We start from the raw sequence: 14,188 nt of genomic DNA on the forward strand, positions 1-14,188 counted from the left end.
ACGAACACCATGACCACCAACGGCAACGGCGGACCGCTGGACGGCGCCGTCATCGCGGTCGCCGGGGCCGCGGGCCCCGCGGGCCGCGCCGCCCTGCTGCGGCTCGCCGAGGCCGGCGCGACCGTCGTCGCCGCCGACGCCGACCCCGAGCGCCTCGCGGAGGCGGTCGACGCCGCCCGCTACGCCCACGGCGGCGCCACCGTCACCGGCGAGAAGGTGGACCTGCTCGACCTGGCCGCGACCCGCGGCTGGGCCGACAGGACCGAGAAGGAGTTCGGCCGCGTCGACGGCCTCGTCCACCTCGTCGGCGGCTGGCGCGGCGGCAAGAGCTTCGCCGACACCGACCTGGCCGACTGGGAGGTGCTGGAGAAGCTGCTCGTCCGCACCGTCCAGCACACCTCCCTCGCCTTCCACGGGGCGCTGGGGCGAAGCGACCGCGGCCGGTACGTCCTGGTCAGCCAGTCCGGCGCGAGCAACCCCACCGAGGGCAACGCCGCGTACGCCGCCGCGAAGTCCGCCGCCGAGGCGTGGACCCTCGCGCTCGGCCACTCCTTCCGCAAGGCGGGGGGCGAGGAGGGCCCGAAGGCCGCTGCTGTCATCCTGGTGATCAAGGCACTGGTGCACGACGCGATGCGCGCCGAGCGCCCGAATGCGAAGTTCGCGGGCCACACCGACGCCGAGGAGCTGGCCGAGGCCGTCGCCGGCGTCTGGGACCGGCCCGCCCAGGAAGTGAATGGACAGCGCCTGTGGCTGACCCCCAAGCCGTGACCCCGCCGTTCCCCACCCGCACCGACGCGCGCCGCCACCACGACCCGTCGGTACGGGGCTTCGCCAGCGACAACTACGCGGGAGCCCACCCGGAGGTCCTCGCCGCCCTGGCCGTCGCCAACGGCGGCCACCAGACCGCCTACGGCGAGGACGACTACACCGACCACCTCCAGCGGGTGATGCACAGCCACTTCGGCCCGACCGCCGAGGCGTTCCCGGTGTTCAACGGCACCGGTGCCAACGTCACCGCCCTGCAGGCGCTCGCCGACCGCTGGGGCGCGGTGATCTGCGCCGAGTCCGCGCACATCAACGTGGACGAGGGCGGCGCGCCCGAGCGCATGGCCGGTCTCAAGCTGCTCACCGTGCCCACCCCGGACGGCAAGCTCACGCCCGAACTGATCGACCGGCAGGCGTTCGGCTGGGACGACGAGCACCGCGCCATGCCGCAGGTCGTCTCCCTCGCCCAGAACACCGAGCTGGGCACGGTCTACACGCCGGACGAGATCCGGGCGATCGCCGACCACGCCCACGGCCTAGGGATGAAGGTCCACCTCGACGGCGCCCGGCTGGCCAACGCGGCCGCGTCGCTGGACGTTCCGATGCGCGCGTTCACCAACGCCGCGGGCGTGGACGTGCTGTCGCTGGGCGGCACCAAGAACGGCCTGCTCTTCGGCGAGGCGGTCGTGGTCCTCGACCCCGAGGCCGGCCGCCACATGAAGCACCTGCGCAAGATGTCCATGCAGCTCGCGTCCAAGATGCGGTTCGTCTCCGTGCAGTTCGAGGCGCTGCTCGCCAAGGATCTGTGGCTGCGCAGCGCCCGGCACGCCAACGCGATGGCGCGGCGCCTCGCCGAGGGCGTCCGGTCCGTCGACGGCGTGGAGATCCTCCACCCGGTGCAGGCCAACGCGGTCTTCGCGCGGCTTCCGCACGAGGTGGGCCTGCGGCTGCAGAAGCGGTTCCGGTTCTACTTCTGGGACGAGGCGGCCGGCGACGTCCGCTGGATGTGCTCCTTCGACACGACGGAGGACGACGTGGACGCGTTCCTCCTGGCGCTCAAGGAGGAGATGGCCCGCTAGCGCGCACGCGGGAGCGGCCGACCGGACCCGCGTCGAGGACCGGTCGGCCGCTCCCGCGCCGTCCGCGCCCCGGCCACCCGGGCGCGGGCCGCACGTGCCGGAGCGCCCCGGGCGGGCACGGGCCCGCGGCGGGGCGCCGCGCTCAGCGCAGCTCCGCCGGGGCCGGCGCGGTGCCGCCCAGGTGGGCCGGGACCCACCACGTGTCCTGCGCGTCCTTCGGGCGCACCGGGTACGCCCGCTGGGCGGCCTCCAGCAGCTCCTGGACCCGCTCGCGCAGCCGCCGCGTGATCGCGCCGGCGTACTGGTCCGCCGGGGCCTCCACGGGCTCGCCCACCCGCAGCGTCACCGGGATGTGGCTGCGCCTGAAGTTCCGGGGGCGGCCCTTCGTCCACAGCCGCTGCGTCCCCCACAGCGCCATCGGGACCAGCGGCACCCCGGCCTCCTGGGCCAGGCGCGCCGCGCCCGACTTGAAGCCCTTGAGGGTGAACGACTGGGAGATCGTCGCCTCCGGGAAGACGCCGACGATCTCGCCGGAGCGCAGGGAGTCCAGCGCGTGGCGGTAGGCCGCCTCACCCTGCCCGCGGTCCACCGGGATGTGCTTCATGCCCCGCATCAGCGGCCCGGAGATCCTGTGACGGAAGACCGAGTCCTTCGCCATGAACCGCACCAGACGCTTCTGCGGCAGGGCGGCGAGTCCGGTGAAGACGAAGTCCAGGTAGCTGATGTGATTGCTGACGAGCACCGCGCCGCCGGTGCGCGGGATGTTCTCCGAACCCTGAATGTCGATCTTGAGGTCGAGCGCCTTGAACATCGTGAGCGCGGCGCCGATGACCGGCCGATAGACGAGTTCTGCCATCTGGAGAACGCCCTTCTTTCCGTCTGCCTGGGGAGGGTGTCCCGGCGGAAGTTACGCAGCCGTAGGTGTCCGGCCCGCGCCCGATGCTGCCCCATGTACCGCGCCCAGGCCAGTCCGAACCCCCCTTCGCGGGCGGAACGAGGCGAGATACTCGTCACGTCGCCGCGTCCGGGCCGCCGCCGGGGAATCCCCGGGGCCGGCGCGGCGCTGCGCGGGGAGAGGGACCGGACGACGGGGAGCGGAGGCCGCGGTGGCGCGGGACGGTGCGGAGAAGCGGTGCGAACGGGTGCTCGGCCCCGGGGACCTGGGCGCCGAACCGGGGGAGCGGGCCACGCTCGTGCAGTTCTCCACCGCCTTCTGCCAGCCCTGCCGCGCCACCCGGCGGACGCTCGCCGACGTGGCGGACATGGTCCCCGGCGTCGTCCACGTGGAGATCGACGCCGAGCGGAACCTCCCCCTGGTCCGGCGCCTCGGCGTCACCTCGACCCCCACCGTGCTCGTCCTCGACGCGGCCGGCCGCGTCGTCCGCCGCGCCGCCGGGCAGCCCCGCAGGGCCGATGTGATCGCCGCGCTCGGCCGTGCCCTGGAAACCCCCGCTGACCGGCCGTGACGCTGATCGCATCTTCCCGTACGGCCTTGACGCGGGCGGCCGCGCGTCGACAGGGTGGCGCCCGTGCCGTACGAACCCCTTCTCCGCGGACCGGCCCGCCCCGGCCCCGTCCGCCACGGGAGCGCGCCCTGTCCGGATGCCTGAGCGACCGGGGACCGCGGCCCCGCGTACGCACCGCCCGCACGAGGACGACTCCGTGACGGCCGCCCGCCGGCCCGGCGCCGGAGGGCTCACGGCCCCGCCCGCCGGGGCCGAGCTGCTGCGCTCCGCCTTCCGGCGGCACGCCGCCGGCGTCGCCGTGATCACCGCCCCGGGGCCCGGCGGCCGCCCCGCGGGGTTCACCGCGGGCTCGCTCGCCTCGGTCTCCGCCGAGCCGCCGCTGGTCTCCTTCGGCATAGGCACGGGCTCGTCCAGCTGGCCCGCCGTCTTGGCCGCCACCCATGTGGGCGTGCACCTCCTGGGGGAGGACCAGCGGGAGCTGGCCGCGGTCTTCGCCCGCAGCGGCGCCGACCGCTTCGCCGCGCCGACCCGCTGGACCACCGGCCCCGAGGGGGTCCCGCTGCTCGACGGCGTCCTCGTCTGGCTGGTGTGCCGGGTCGCCGGCCGCGTACCGGCCGGAGACCACCGCATCGTCGTCGCCGAGATCGTCGCCGGGGACGCCGAGGCCCGGGAGGGCCGGCCGCTCCTCTACCACCAGGGCCGCTTCAACGCCTTGAGGCACTGAAGGGACCGGTCGCCCGGCGTCGGGAAGGTCACAGTTCCCAGCGCTTGCCGACCGGGAAGGCTCCGGCTGTACTGGCGAGTAATGTCCCGTCGCGGGGCGGCCGCCGCCCCGAGCGGAAACCGCCCCATCAGGCGCCTATGCTGCGTGCAACAGAGCAGCACCGTAATGACGATGCAGTAGGAGAGCCGGCGTGAGCTTGAGGATCGTTGTCTGTGTGAAGTACGTGCCCGACGCCACCGGCGACCGGCACTTCGCCGATGACCTGACCGTCGACCGCGACGACGTCGACGGCCTGCTGTCGGAGCTGGACGAGTACGCGGTCGAGCAGGCGCTGCGGATCGCCGGGGACGCGGACGACGCGGAGGTCACCGTACTCACCGTCGGTCCCGAGGACGCCAAGGACGCCCTGCGCAAGGCGCTGTCGATGGGCGCCGACAAGGCCGTCCACGTCGAGGACGACGACCTGCACGGCACCGACGTCATGGGCACCTCCCTGGTCCTCGCCAAGGCGATCGAGAAGACCGGCTACGACCTGGTCGTCTGCGGCATGGCGTCGACCGACGGCACCATGGGCGTCCTGCCGGCGATCCTCGCCGAGCGCCTCGGCGTCCCGCAGGTCACCCTGCTCTCCGAGGTCTCCGTCGAGGACGGCGTGGTCAAGGGCCGTCGCGACGGCGACGCCGCGACCGAGCGGCTGGAGGCCTCCCTCCCGGCCGTCGTCTCCGTGACGGACCAGTCCGGCGAGGCCCGCTACCCCTCCTTCAAGGGCATCATGGCCGCCAAGAAGAAGCCGGTGGAGTCCCTGGACCTCGACGACCTGGACGTCGACGCCGACGAGGTCGGCCTCGACGGCGCCTGGACGAAGGTCGACTCCGCGACGGAGCGCCCGGCCCGCACGGCCGGCACGGTCGTCAAGGACGAGGGCGAGGGCGGCAGGCAGCTGGCCGAGTTCCTCGCGGGCCGGAAGTTCATCTAGGGCTCGCGCAGCGCAGAGCCACCGACAGCCCCTCAGACCTCGCATCCGCAGGAGAGCATTCCCATGGCTGAAGTCCTCGTCCACGTCGACCACGCGGACGGCGCCGTCCGCAAGCCCACCCTGGAGCTGCTGACGCTGGCCCGCCGCCTCGGCGAGCCCGTCGCCGTCGCCCTCGGCCCCGGCGCCGAGGCCACCGCCGCCACGCTCGCCGAGCACGGCGCGACCCGCGTGCTCACGGCCGACGCCGCCGAGTTCGCCGAGTACCTCGTCGTCCCGAAGGTCGACGCCCTCCAGGCCGCGTACGAGGCGGTGTCCCCGGCCGCCGTACTCGTCCCGTCCTCCGCCGAGGGCAAGGAGATCGCCGCCCGCCTCGCGGTCCGCATCGGCTCCGGCCTCATCACCGACGCCATCGACCTGGAGGCCGGCGACGAGGGCCCGGTCGCGACGCAGTCCGCGTTCGCCGCCGCGTTCACCACCAGGTCCCGCGTCTCCAAGGGCACCCCGGTCATCACGGTCAAGCCGAACTCGGCGCCCGTCGAGGCCGCCCCCGCCGCCGGTGCCGTCGAGACCCTCGCGGTCTCCTTCTCCGAGAAGGCCACCGGCACCAGGGTTATCTCCCGCACGCCGCGCGAGTCGACCGGCCGTCCCGAGCTGACCGAGGCCGCGATCGTGGTCTCCGGCGGCCGCGGCGTCAACGGCGCCGAGAACTTCGCGCTCATCGAGGGCCTGGCCGACTCGCTCGGCGCCGCCGTCGGCGCCTCCCGCGCCGCCGTCGACGCCGGCTGGTACCCGCACACCAGCCAGGTCGGCCAGACCGGCAAGTCGGTCTCGCCGCAGCTGTACGTCGCCGCCGGCATCTCCGGCGCGATCCAGCACCGCGCCGGCATGCAGACCTCGAAGACCATCGTGGCCATCAACAAGGACCCCGAGGCCCCGATCTTCGACCTGGTCGACTACGGCGTGGTCGGCGACCTCTTCGAGGTCGTCCCGCAGCTGACCGAGGAGATCAAGTCCCGCAAGGGCTGATCCGCGACCTCACCCGGCCGGGGCCGCGCGGTGGAGCACCACCGCGCGGCCCCGGCCGTCCTCACACCCGGCTCCGCCGGCCTCAGCCCTCCCCGCCGTCGGCGGTGATCCTCCACCGGCCCACCTCGCGGCGGGCCGAGTCGTACACCGCCGAGCCGTCGCCGGGCCGCAGGGCGTAGTGGTGGAGGTTGCCGCCCCAGTAGCGCAGGACGCGGCCCAGCTCGCTCACCACCGCCTCCTTCGGCCGCGCGTCGTCCACGGTGACCTCGAGCACGAACTTCACTGCTTCTCCCTTCGGGAAACGGATCCACTCGGCCCCGGCGCCGGACCTGGTGTCAAGTGTTTCATTCAAGTACCACCAGGCACTTTCACCGCGGCGTGGCCGGTGGGCGCGGCAGAATGCCGGAGAAGTCCCAACCGGGTGCGAAACCGGAGGAGCGAAGTCATGGGCGATCGACTGAAGGCGGCGGACCTCGCGCGGTCGGCCGGGATCTCCGTGCAGCAGCTGCGCACCTACGCCGACACGGGGCTGCTCCCGCCCGTCGGACGCACCACCGCCGGCTACCGCGTCTTCACCCGCGCCCACGCCGACGCGCTCGCCGTGGCCCGCGAGCTCGCCGCCGGGCACGGCTGGGCCACCGCCCGCACCGTGATGGCGGCCGTCCACACGGGCGACCTGGAGACCGCGCTGGCCGCCCTGGACGCCGGCCACGCCCGGCTGGACCGGGAACGCGCGGAGCTCGCCGCCGTCCGCGAGGCCCTGGGGGCCGTCCTGAAGGGGCGCGCCCCGTCCGCGCGGCACGGGCTGCGCATCGGCGAGGCGGCCCGCACCGTGGGCGTGAAGCCGCCCGTGCTCCGGCTGTGGGAGGCGCACGGACTCGTGCGGCCCCTCCGTGAACCGTCCACCGGCTACCGCCTCTACGACCGCTCCGAGCTGCACATCGCCCAGGTGGTCGCGCTCCTGCGCAAGGGGCGCCACCCGCTCGCCGCCATCGGGGCCGTCCTGCGCGAGCTGCGCGCCGGCGGCGGCCCCGACCGCGTCCTGGCCGAACTGGACGCCCGCGCCCGCGACCTCCACCGGAGCAGCCTGCGCCGGCTCGGCGCCTCCGCCGCCCTCCACGGCTACCTGGGCCGTCTCGGCCACCGCTGACGGGGGCCGGGCGGCCGCGCGGGTCCGCCACCCCGGGGTCGTCGCCGTCCACGACATCGCCGACCACGAAGGACGCCCCGTCATCGTCATGGAGCTGGTCGACGGGCCGTCGCTCGCCGACGTGCTCGCCGAACACGGCGTCATGGACCCGCGCGAGGCCGCCCGGATCGGCGCCGAAGTCCTCGGCGCCCTGGCCGCCGCCCACGCGGTGGGCGTCCTCCACCGCGACGTGAAGCCCGGCAACATCCTGCTGGACCGCACCGGGCGGGTCGTCCTCACCGACTTCGGCATCGCCGCCGTGGAGGACCCGGGGGACGGCTCCGCCACCCACCTCACCCGCAGCGGCGAACTGGTCGGCTCCCTCGACTACCTGGCGCCCGAGCGCGCCCAGGGCCAGGACCCGGGACCGGCCTCCGATGTCTGGGCGCTCGGCGCCACCCTCTACGCGGCGGTCGAGGGCGCGTCGCCGTTCCGCCGCACCTCCACGTGGTCGACGCTCACCGCCATCGTCGCCGAACCGCTCCCCGAACCGCACGGCGCCGGCCCGCTCGCCCCGGTGCTCCGGCGGCTGATGGCCAAGGACCCGGCCCACCGCCCGGACGCCTCCACGGCGGCCGGCCTCCTGCGGCGGGTCGCGGACGGTACGGGGGCGGCGGAGACCGCGGGGGGCGAGGGGGCGCCCGCCCCGTACGTCCCGACCGAGCGCACGGCGCTGCCCCCGCAGGGCTTCGGCCCGCCCGTCGCGGACGCGCGCGGCTTCGGCCCGCCGCAGGGCCTTCCCGCCCGCGGCGCCCCGGTGCCGGGAGCGGTGTACCCGGCGCCCGGCGAGGGCTCCGGCGGCCCCGCGCACGAGGCCCCGGGGACCGCCGTACCCGGCGCTCCCGCCCCGGTCCCCGGCCACGGGCGGGGAGCCGGCGGCGCCGCGGCGGTCCCGGCCGGCGTGCCGGGGCAGGGGGGGCCGCGGGTCCCGCGCGGCGGCGCGCGCCCGGGGCCGCAGGGGGCGCTCGCGGTCGCTGGTCGCGGCCGGCGCGGCCGCCGTCCTCCTGGTCGGCGGCGGCGTGACGTACCTGCTCGTGGAACGGGAGGGGGCGCCCGCGGGCGGGCGGGCGCTCACCGGCGGCGAGGCGACGGCGGACACGGCCGCACCGGTCGACGACGACGGCATGCCCCTCGTCCCCGGCGCGGGCCCGACCGCCTCCGCGAACGGCCGGCCGAGCGCCGCACGCCGCCCCTCCGGGACGGACGGGCCCACCGCCTCCCCGTCGAGGGCGACCGCGGCGCCCGGCGCGCCCTCCGGCCCGGCCGGCGGTCCGGCCCCCGGCCCGGGCGGGAGCGACCGTACGGGCGGTGGTCCGGCGGGCGGCACCGGCGGCACGACGGGCGGCGGCTCGTCCTCCACCGGCGGGGTGGCGCGGGAGCCGGCGTGCCACCCCATCGGCGACGGCAAGTACAACTGCACGGTCTGGCGGACCGCCGACTCCCACCGGGGCGACGGCAGCCGGGCCGGGGTCCTGAACGCCGGCACCAACTACTTCTACTGCCAGTCCGACCTCGGCCGGCGCGAGACGCACGGCGAGTGGACCAACGTCTGGTGGGCGAAGACCGACGACGACAGCGGCAACACCGGCGTGTGGTTCAGCGACGTGTACATCCGGGGCGGCGACAACGACGCCCCGGTGCCGGGCCTGCCCCTCTGCTGAGCCGCGCGGCCGCGCGGGCGGCTCCCGCACGGCGGCCGCCGCCCGCCCCCGGCTTCATGGACGGGGTGCGGGCCTGAGGCCCGGGGCTGTCCGGCGGCCCGGTCCCGCGGGCCGCGGCCTAACCGGCGAAACGCCGTACGTAGCGCTTCTGCCAGGGCGTCTCCACCGCGCGGGGGTGGTAGGCGCGGCGGACCCACTCCACCGCGCGGTCCGGCGGCACGCCGTCCAGGACCGCCAGGCAGGCCAGTGCCGTGCCCGTCCGGCCCCGGCCGCCGCCGCAGGCGACCTCGACGCGCTCCGCCGCCGCCCGCTCCCACGCGCCGGCCAGGACGGCGCGGGCCTCCGCCTCGTCCGCGGGCAGCCGGAAGTCGGGCCAGCGCAGCGGGCGGGACTCCCACGGGACCTGTGGAGGACGCCCGCCCAGCAGGTGGACCGCGTACTGCGGGACCGGTCCGTCCGGCAGCGGGCGGCGCAGGCCGCGGCCCCGCACCGTGCGTCCGGACGGGAACCGCACCACGCCGGGGTCGCCGGGCCGCCACGCGGGGGGCGCCGAGTCGCCGGGGGAAGGGGGCACGGACCGACGGTAGCGGAACACGGGTGCCGCCCGCGGGGTTTCGTGGTGCACTGGAGTCGGGCAGGGAGACGGACCGTGGCCGCGTCGGGTTCGCGAGGACCGGTCGGTACCGCCATCGCCGCGGTGGCGGCCGCCGTGGTCGCCCTCGCGCTCCTGCTCTCCGGCTGCGGCCGGGGCGGCCCCGCACCGGCCGCCCCGACGGGGGTCCGCCGTCCGCCTCCCCGTCGGACCGGCCGGCCGGCCCCCGCCTCTCGCCGTTCACCGGACTGCCCGGCCGCACCGGCCCCGTCCTCGCCGTGAAGATCGACAACGCCCCGGCCGCCCGGCCGCACACCGGGCTCGGCGCGGCGGACATCGTGTACGTCGAGCAGGTCGAGGCGGGCCTCACCCGGTTCCTCGCCGTGTACGCCTCCCGGCGGCCGCCCCGCGTCGGCCCGGTCCGCAGCGCGCGCGAGTCCGACGTGGAGCTGCTCCGGCAGTTCGGGCGCCCGGCCCTCGCGTACTCCGGGGTGCGCAGCGACCTGAAGGGGTTCCTGCGGGACGCGCCGTTGCACGCGCTGCCACCCGAGCGCGCCCCCGACGCGTACGTGCGCGATCCCGGCCGCCCCGCCCCGCACAACCTGTACCTGCGCCCGGAGCGAGCCCTCGCCGCCGCCCCGGACGCCGGTCCCGCCCGGGACGTCGGCTTCCGCTTCGGCGCCGCCCCGCCCGGCGGGCGGCGGGCGGCCGAGCACACCGTCCGGTTCCCCGCCGCCCGCCACGCCTTCACCTGGTCCGCCCCGGACGCGCGCTGGCTGGTCACCCTGGACGGCGCCGCGGCCCGCACCACGGACGGCGGGCGCGTCGGCGCGGCCACGGTCGTCGTCCAGTACGTCACGGTCCGCCCGTCCGCGTTCGAGGACCGCGGCGGCAGCGTCACCCCGTACACCGAGACCGTCGGCTCCGGCACCGCGCTCGTCCTGCGCGACGGCAGGGCCCACGAGGCCCGCTGGAGCCGCCCCTCCGCCGCCGCGGGCACGTCCTTCACCACCCCGTCCGGCACGCCCCTGGCCTTCGCGCCCGGACCGGTCTGGGTGGTCCTCGCACCCCGCTGAACCGGGCCGAGCGGCCGGGCATCCTAACACCGGATCCGGCCAACCCGCCCGCCGTTCACGGGGCGTGCGGGTGCCCGTCTCCGGTGGGAAACCCCGCGGGCCCCGGAGCGTTACGGCCACCCGCCCGGAACGCGGGTTTCCGTGGCAAGGTGTTGCGGGCAGGCCACTGGGGGCCAACGGAGGAGGGGGGAACCGTGATCGTCTGGATCAACGGTGCGTTCGGCGCCGGCAAGACGAGTGCCGCACGCGAGCTGATCGACCTGATCCCCAACAGCACCTTGTACGACCCGGAACCGACCGGCGGTGCGCTGCCGTCGCTGCTGCCGCGGGGCCGCCTCCCGGGCACCGCCGACTTCCAGGACCTGCGGATCTGGCGGCGCCTGGTCGTCGACACGGCGGCGGCGCTCCTCGCCGAGGTGGGCGGGGTGCTGGTGGTGCCGATGACCGTCCTGCGCCAGGAGTACCGCGACGAGATCTTCGGCGGGCTGGCGTCCCGCCGGATCGCCGTGCGGCATGTCGTCCTCACCCCTGATGAAACGATCCTGCGCGCGCGGATCGCGGCGCGCGAGGAGCACCCCGGCGACCCGGCCGGGAACGAACGGGTCAGGAAGTGGTGCCTCGACCACATCGCGCCGTACCGGGCCGCGCTCGGCGGGTGGCTCGCCGCCGACGCGTACGCCGTCGACAACGGCCCGCTCACGCCGGAGGCGACGGCGAAGGCGATCGCGGACGCGGTGCGGACCGGCGCGGCGGGCGCCTGCGGGATCGTGCAGACCCCCGAGCCGACCGGCGAGACCGTCGCGGCGGGCGTGCTGCTCTTCGACGACCGGGACCGGGTGCTGCTCGTCGACCCGACGTACAAGCCCGGGTGGGAGTTCCCCGGCGGGGTCGTCGAGCGGGGCGAGGCGCCGGCGCGCGCGGCGATCCGGGAGGTGGCCGAGGAGACCGGGCTGGAACTGGCGGCCGTGCCGCGGCTGCTGGTCGTCGACTGGGAGCCGCCCAGGCCGCCCGGGTACGGCGGACTGCGCCTGCTCTTCGACGGCGGCCGGCTCACGGGCGCGCAGGCGGACCGGGTGCTGCTGCCGGGCTCCGAACTGCGCGGCTGGCGGTTCGCCACGGAGGCGGAGGCAGCGGACATGCTGCCCCCGGTCCGGTACGAGCGCCTCCGCTGGGCGCTGCGCGCCCGCGAACGCGGCACGGTGCTGAACCTGGAGGCCGGCGTCCCGGTGGGCTGACGGGCCCTCCGCCGGCCGCCGGCACCGGCTCGCCGGGCGGCCCTCCGCGTGGACCGCGTGCCCCGCCGGCCGGCGCCCGCTCCCGGGTGCCTGTCCGCCGGCGGGTCCCTCCGCAGGGCGCGCCCGCCCCGCGGGGCGGGCGCGGCGCCGCCACGGCAGCGGCCGGTCCACGGCGGACCGGCCGCGCCCCCGGCCGGCTCACGCCCCGGCCGCCTCCGCCGCCGCCCGCAGGACGGCGGACGCGTCCTCCGCCAGCGGATCGCCGTGCCCGAAGCACACCGTCCGCAGCGGCTCCAGGCGGGACAGGCGGCGCATCGACTCCACGGCCGCCGCCCGGTCCACGTGGAAGACGCCGAGTCCCACCCCGCCCACCGACGCCACGGTGTCCCCCGTCACCAGCACGCCGTGGCGCGGCAGGTGGACGGCGATCGAGCCGGGGGTGTGGCCGGGAGTGTGCACCACGCGGGCGCCGCCGCCGAAGTCCAGCACGTCGCCGTCCTCCAGTTCCCGGTCCACGCGCGTGGGCGGCGCCTCCGGCGTGGTGAGCCCGTGCGCGTACAGCGGGACCTCCCAGTCGAGCAGGTCCGGCTCGGGGACCGGCGCCTCCCCGCGCACCACGGGCGCGTCCAGCCGGTGCGCGAGGACCTCGGCGCCGTACCGCCCGGCCAGTGCCCCGGCGGCGCCCACGTGGTCGCGGTGGGCGTGGGTGAGGACGATCCGCCGCAGCCGGGCGTCCGGCCCGCCGACCTCGCGCAGCGCCCGCGCCACGGCCTCCTCGGAGCCGGCCCAGCCGGCGTCCAGCAGGGTCAGCGGGACGCCGTCGGCGGAGCCGTCGCGCCCGTCGTCGCGCCAGACGTACGCCAGGCCGACGGGGAAGCGGAGCATGTGCAGCCCGGGGACGACCGGGACCAGGTCGACGGCGGGCCCGCCGGGAGGACGCGTGTGCGGTTCGCAGGTCATGCCCCGACGCTAGGGGGCGACCCGCCCGGACCGCCCCCGCCTGCGCTCTGCGCGATTCCGCCGAGAGCTCAACCCTGCTTCGACAGCGCGTAGTTCCGCAGGAACAGCGCCTCCGCGACCGACATCCGCTCCAACTCCACCGGTGACACGCTCTCGTTCACCGCGTGGATCCGGGCCTCCGGCTCGCTCAGACCGATCAGCAGGATCTCCGCCCGCGGATACAGCGAGCCCAGGGTGTTGCACAGCGGGATCGACCCGCCCATGCCGGCGGTCTGCATCTCCTCGCCCGGGTACGCCTCGGCCAGCGCCTCCGCCATCGACCTGTACGCCGGGCTGGCCACGTCCGCCCGGAACGCCTGCCCCTGCCCGACCTGCTCCACCGTCACCCGCGCGCCCCACGGGGTGTGCGCCTGGAGGTGCGCGGTGAGCAGCTTCGTCGCCTCGGCGGCGTCCTGGCCGGGCGGCACCCGCAGGCTGATCTGGGCGCGGGCGGTGGCCTGCACGGACGGCGTGGCGCCGACGACCGGCGGGCAGTCGATGCCGACCACCGTGACGGCCGGGCGCGCCCACAGCCGGTCGGCGACGGTGCCGGAGCCGATCAGCTCCACCCCCTCCAGCACCCCGGCGTCCCGCCGGAACTCCTCCTCCGCGTACTGCAGGCCCTGCCACTCGCCGTCCGAGGCGAGCCCGTCGACCGTAGTCGAGCCGTCCTCGGCGCGCAGCGAGTCCAGTACGCGGACGAGGGCGGCCAGCGCGTCGGGGGCGGCCCCGCCGAACTGCCCCGAGTGCAGGTTCCCGGCGAGCGTGTCCACCTGGACCCGCAGCATCGTCATGCCGCGCAGCGACGCGGTGACGGTGGGCAGGCCGACGCGGAAGTTGCCGGTGTCGCCGATGACGACGGCGTCGGCGGCCAGCAGGTCGGGGTGGGCCTCCGCGTAGCGCTCCAGCCCGCCGGTGCCCTGCTCCTCGGAACCCTCGACGATCACCTTGACGCCGACCGGGACGCCGCCGTTCGCCTTCAGCGCGCGCAGCGCCAGCAGGTGCATGATGAACCCGCCCTTGCAGTCGGCGGTGCCGCGCCCGTACCAGCGGCCGCCCCGCTCGGTCAGCTCGAAGGGCGGGGTGTCCCAGCCGGCCGGGTCCAGCGGCGGCTGCACGTCGTAGTGGGCGTACAGCAGCACGGTGGGGGCGCCGGCCGGACCGGGCAGGTGGCCGTAGACGGACTGGCTGCCGTCCGGGGTGTCGAGGACCGACACGTCGGTGAAGCCCTCCGAGCGCAGCGCGTCCGCCACCCACACGGCGGCCGCCTCGCACTCGCTCTTCGGGAACTGGGCCGGATCCGCCACGGACCGGAACGCCACGAGCTCCGCGAGTTCCGTCCTGGCGCGCGGCATCAGCGAGGCGACGGTGGCGGCGATCGGCTGGGCGGTCATGGTCAC

General features: G+C 76.4%; 15 protein-coding genes and 1 pseudogene. 11 read left to right on the forward strand and 5 right to left on the reverse strand.

What is annotated here, in order from left to right:
• The first annotated feature begins 9 nt into the window (after nt 1–9).
• Nucleotides 10–768, forward strand: a complete 759-nt coding sequence (locus LUW75_RS22575; protein ID WP_250337768.1) for an SDR family NAD(P)-dependent oxidoreductase — start codon at nt 10–12, stop codon at nt 766–768.
• Nucleotides 765–1,844 (forward strand): threonine aldolase family protein, encoded by a 1,080-nt coding sequence (locus LUW75_RS22580; RefSeq protein WP_250337769.1) that lies wholly within the window; start codon nt 765–767, stop codon nt 1,842–1,844. Before LUW75_RS22575 ends, LUW75_RS22580 begins: the two co-directional genes overlap by 4 nt.
• Before the next feature lie 142 nt (nt 1,845–1,986).
• On the opposite strand, the gene LUW75_RS22585 is transcribed toward LUW75_RS22580, so the two are convergent.
• Complete coding sequence (locus LUW75_RS22585; protein WP_250337243.1) at nt 1,987–2,700, reverse strand: lysophospholipid acyltransferase family protein; 714 nt, start codon at nt 2,698–2,700, stop codon at nt 1,987–1,989.
• Nucleotides 2,701–2,950: 250 nt separating this feature from the next.
• On the opposite strand from LUW75_RS22585, the gene LUW75_RS22590 reads away from it, so the two are divergent.
• From LUW75_RS22590 to LUW75_RS22605, 4 genes are all read left to right on the forward strand, one after another.
• Entirely contained in the window at nt 2,951–3,310 is a 360-nt protein-coding gene (locus LUW75_RS22590; RefSeq protein ID WP_250337244.1) for a TlpA family protein disulfide reductase, read from the forward strand.
• Between the two features lie 196 nt (nt 3,311–3,506).
• A complete protein-coding gene (locus LUW75_RS22595; RefSeq protein ID WP_250337245.1) occupies nt 3,507–4,034 on the forward strand; it encodes a flavin reductase family protein in 528 nt (175 codons plus the stop codon).
• 190 nt (nt 4,035–4,224) lie between these two features.
• Nucleotides 4,225–5,010: an electron transfer flavoprotein subunit beta/FixA family protein gene (locus LUW75_RS22600; protein ID WP_250337246.1), complete on the forward strand. Its 786-nt coding sequence runs from the start codon at nt 4,225–4,227 to the stop codon at nt 5,008–5,010.
• A 63-nt stretch (nt 5,011–5,073) separates the two neighbouring features.
• The gene (locus LUW75_RS22605) at nt 5,074–6,036 is read left to right on the forward strand and encodes an electron transfer flavoprotein subunit alpha/FixB family protein (RefSeq protein ID WP_250337247.1); all 963 of its coding nucleotides are present in this window, start codon (nt 5,074–5,076) and stop codon (nt 6,034–6,036) included.
• Between the two features lie 82 nt (nt 6,037–6,118).
• Here the strand turns inward: LUW75_RS22605 and LUW75_RS22610 are convergent, their stop codons facing one another.
• Complete coding sequence (locus LUW75_RS22610; protein WP_250337248.1) at nt 6,119–6,319, reverse strand: hypothetical protein; 201 nt, start codon at nt 6,317–6,319, stop codon at nt 6,119–6,121.
• A 162-nt stretch (nt 6,320–6,481) separates the two neighbouring features.
• On the opposite strand from LUW75_RS22610, the gene LUW75_RS22615 reads away from it, so the two are divergent.
• The 3 genes and pseudogenes from LUW75_RS22615 to LUW75_RS24785 all read left to right on the forward strand — a co-directional run bounded on the left by LUW75_RS22615 (nt 6,482) and on the right by LUW75_RS24785 (nt 8,886).
• Nucleotides 6,482–7,186: a MerR family transcriptional regulator gene (locus LUW75_RS22615; protein ID WP_250337249.1), complete on the forward strand. Its 705-nt coding sequence runs from the start codon at nt 6,482–6,484 to the stop codon at nt 7,184–7,186.
• 55 nt (nt 7,187–7,241) lie between these two features.
• Nucleotides 7,242–7,733 (forward strand): annotated as a pseudogene (locus LUW75_RS24780) (serine/threonine-protein kinase); the annotation flags it as partial.
• A gap of 511 nt (nt 7,734–8,244) precedes the next feature.
• Nucleotides 8,245–8,886 carry a hypothetical protein gene (locus LUW75_RS24785; protein WP_349816476.1) on the forward strand — a complete coding sequence of 214 codons (642 nt, stop codon included), beginning with the start codon at nt 8,245–8,247 and terminating at the stop codon, nt 8,884–8,886.
• 118 nt (nt 8,887–9,004) lie between these two features.
• Here the strand turns inward: LUW75_RS24785 and LUW75_RS22625 are convergent, their stop codons facing one another.
• On the reverse strand, nt 9,005–9,460 hold the full coding sequence (locus LUW75_RS22625) for a protein-tyrosine phosphatase family protein (protein ID WP_250337250.1): 456 nt from the start codon (nt 9,458–9,460) through the stop codon (nt 9,005–9,007).
• 296 nt (nt 9,461–9,756) lie between these two features.
• On the opposite strand from LUW75_RS22625, the gene LUW75_RS22630 reads away from it, so the two are divergent.
• Complete coding sequence (locus LUW75_RS22630; RefSeq protein ID WP_462933773.1) at nt 9,757–10,554, forward strand: DUF3048 domain-containing protein; 798 nt, start codon at nt 9,757–9,759, stop codon at nt 10,552–10,554.
• Between the two features lie 194 nt (nt 10,555–10,748).
• Nucleotides 10,749–11,789: an NUDIX hydrolase gene (locus tag LUW75_RS24425; RefSeq protein ID WP_284453861.1), complete on the forward strand. Its 1,041-nt coding sequence runs from the start codon at nt 10,749–10,751 to the stop codon at nt 11,787–11,789.
• Nucleotides 11,790–11,987: 198 nt separating this feature from the next.
• Here LUW75_RS24425 and LUW75_RS22645 read toward each other — a convergent pair whose 3' ends face one another.
• The gene (locus LUW75_RS22645; protein ID WP_250337251.1) at nt 11,988–12,749 is read right to left on the reverse strand and encodes an MBL fold metallo-hydrolase; all 762 of its coding nucleotides are present in this window, start codon (nt 12,747–12,749) and stop codon (nt 11,988–11,990) included.
• A 68-nt stretch (nt 12,750–12,817) separates the two neighbouring features.
• Nucleotides 12,818–14,182 carry a dipeptidase gene (locus LUW75_RS22650; protein WP_250337252.1) on the reverse strand — a complete coding sequence of 455 codons (1,365 nt, stop codon included), beginning with the start codon at nt 14,180–14,182 and terminating at the stop codon, nt 12,818–12,820.
• Nucleotides 14,183–14,188 lie beyond the last annotated feature (6 nt).

This window comes from Streptomyces sp. MRC013 (genome assembly GCF_023614235.1).
Lineage (GTDB): Bacteria > Actinomycetota > Actinomycetes > Streptomycetales > Streptomycetaceae > Streptomyces.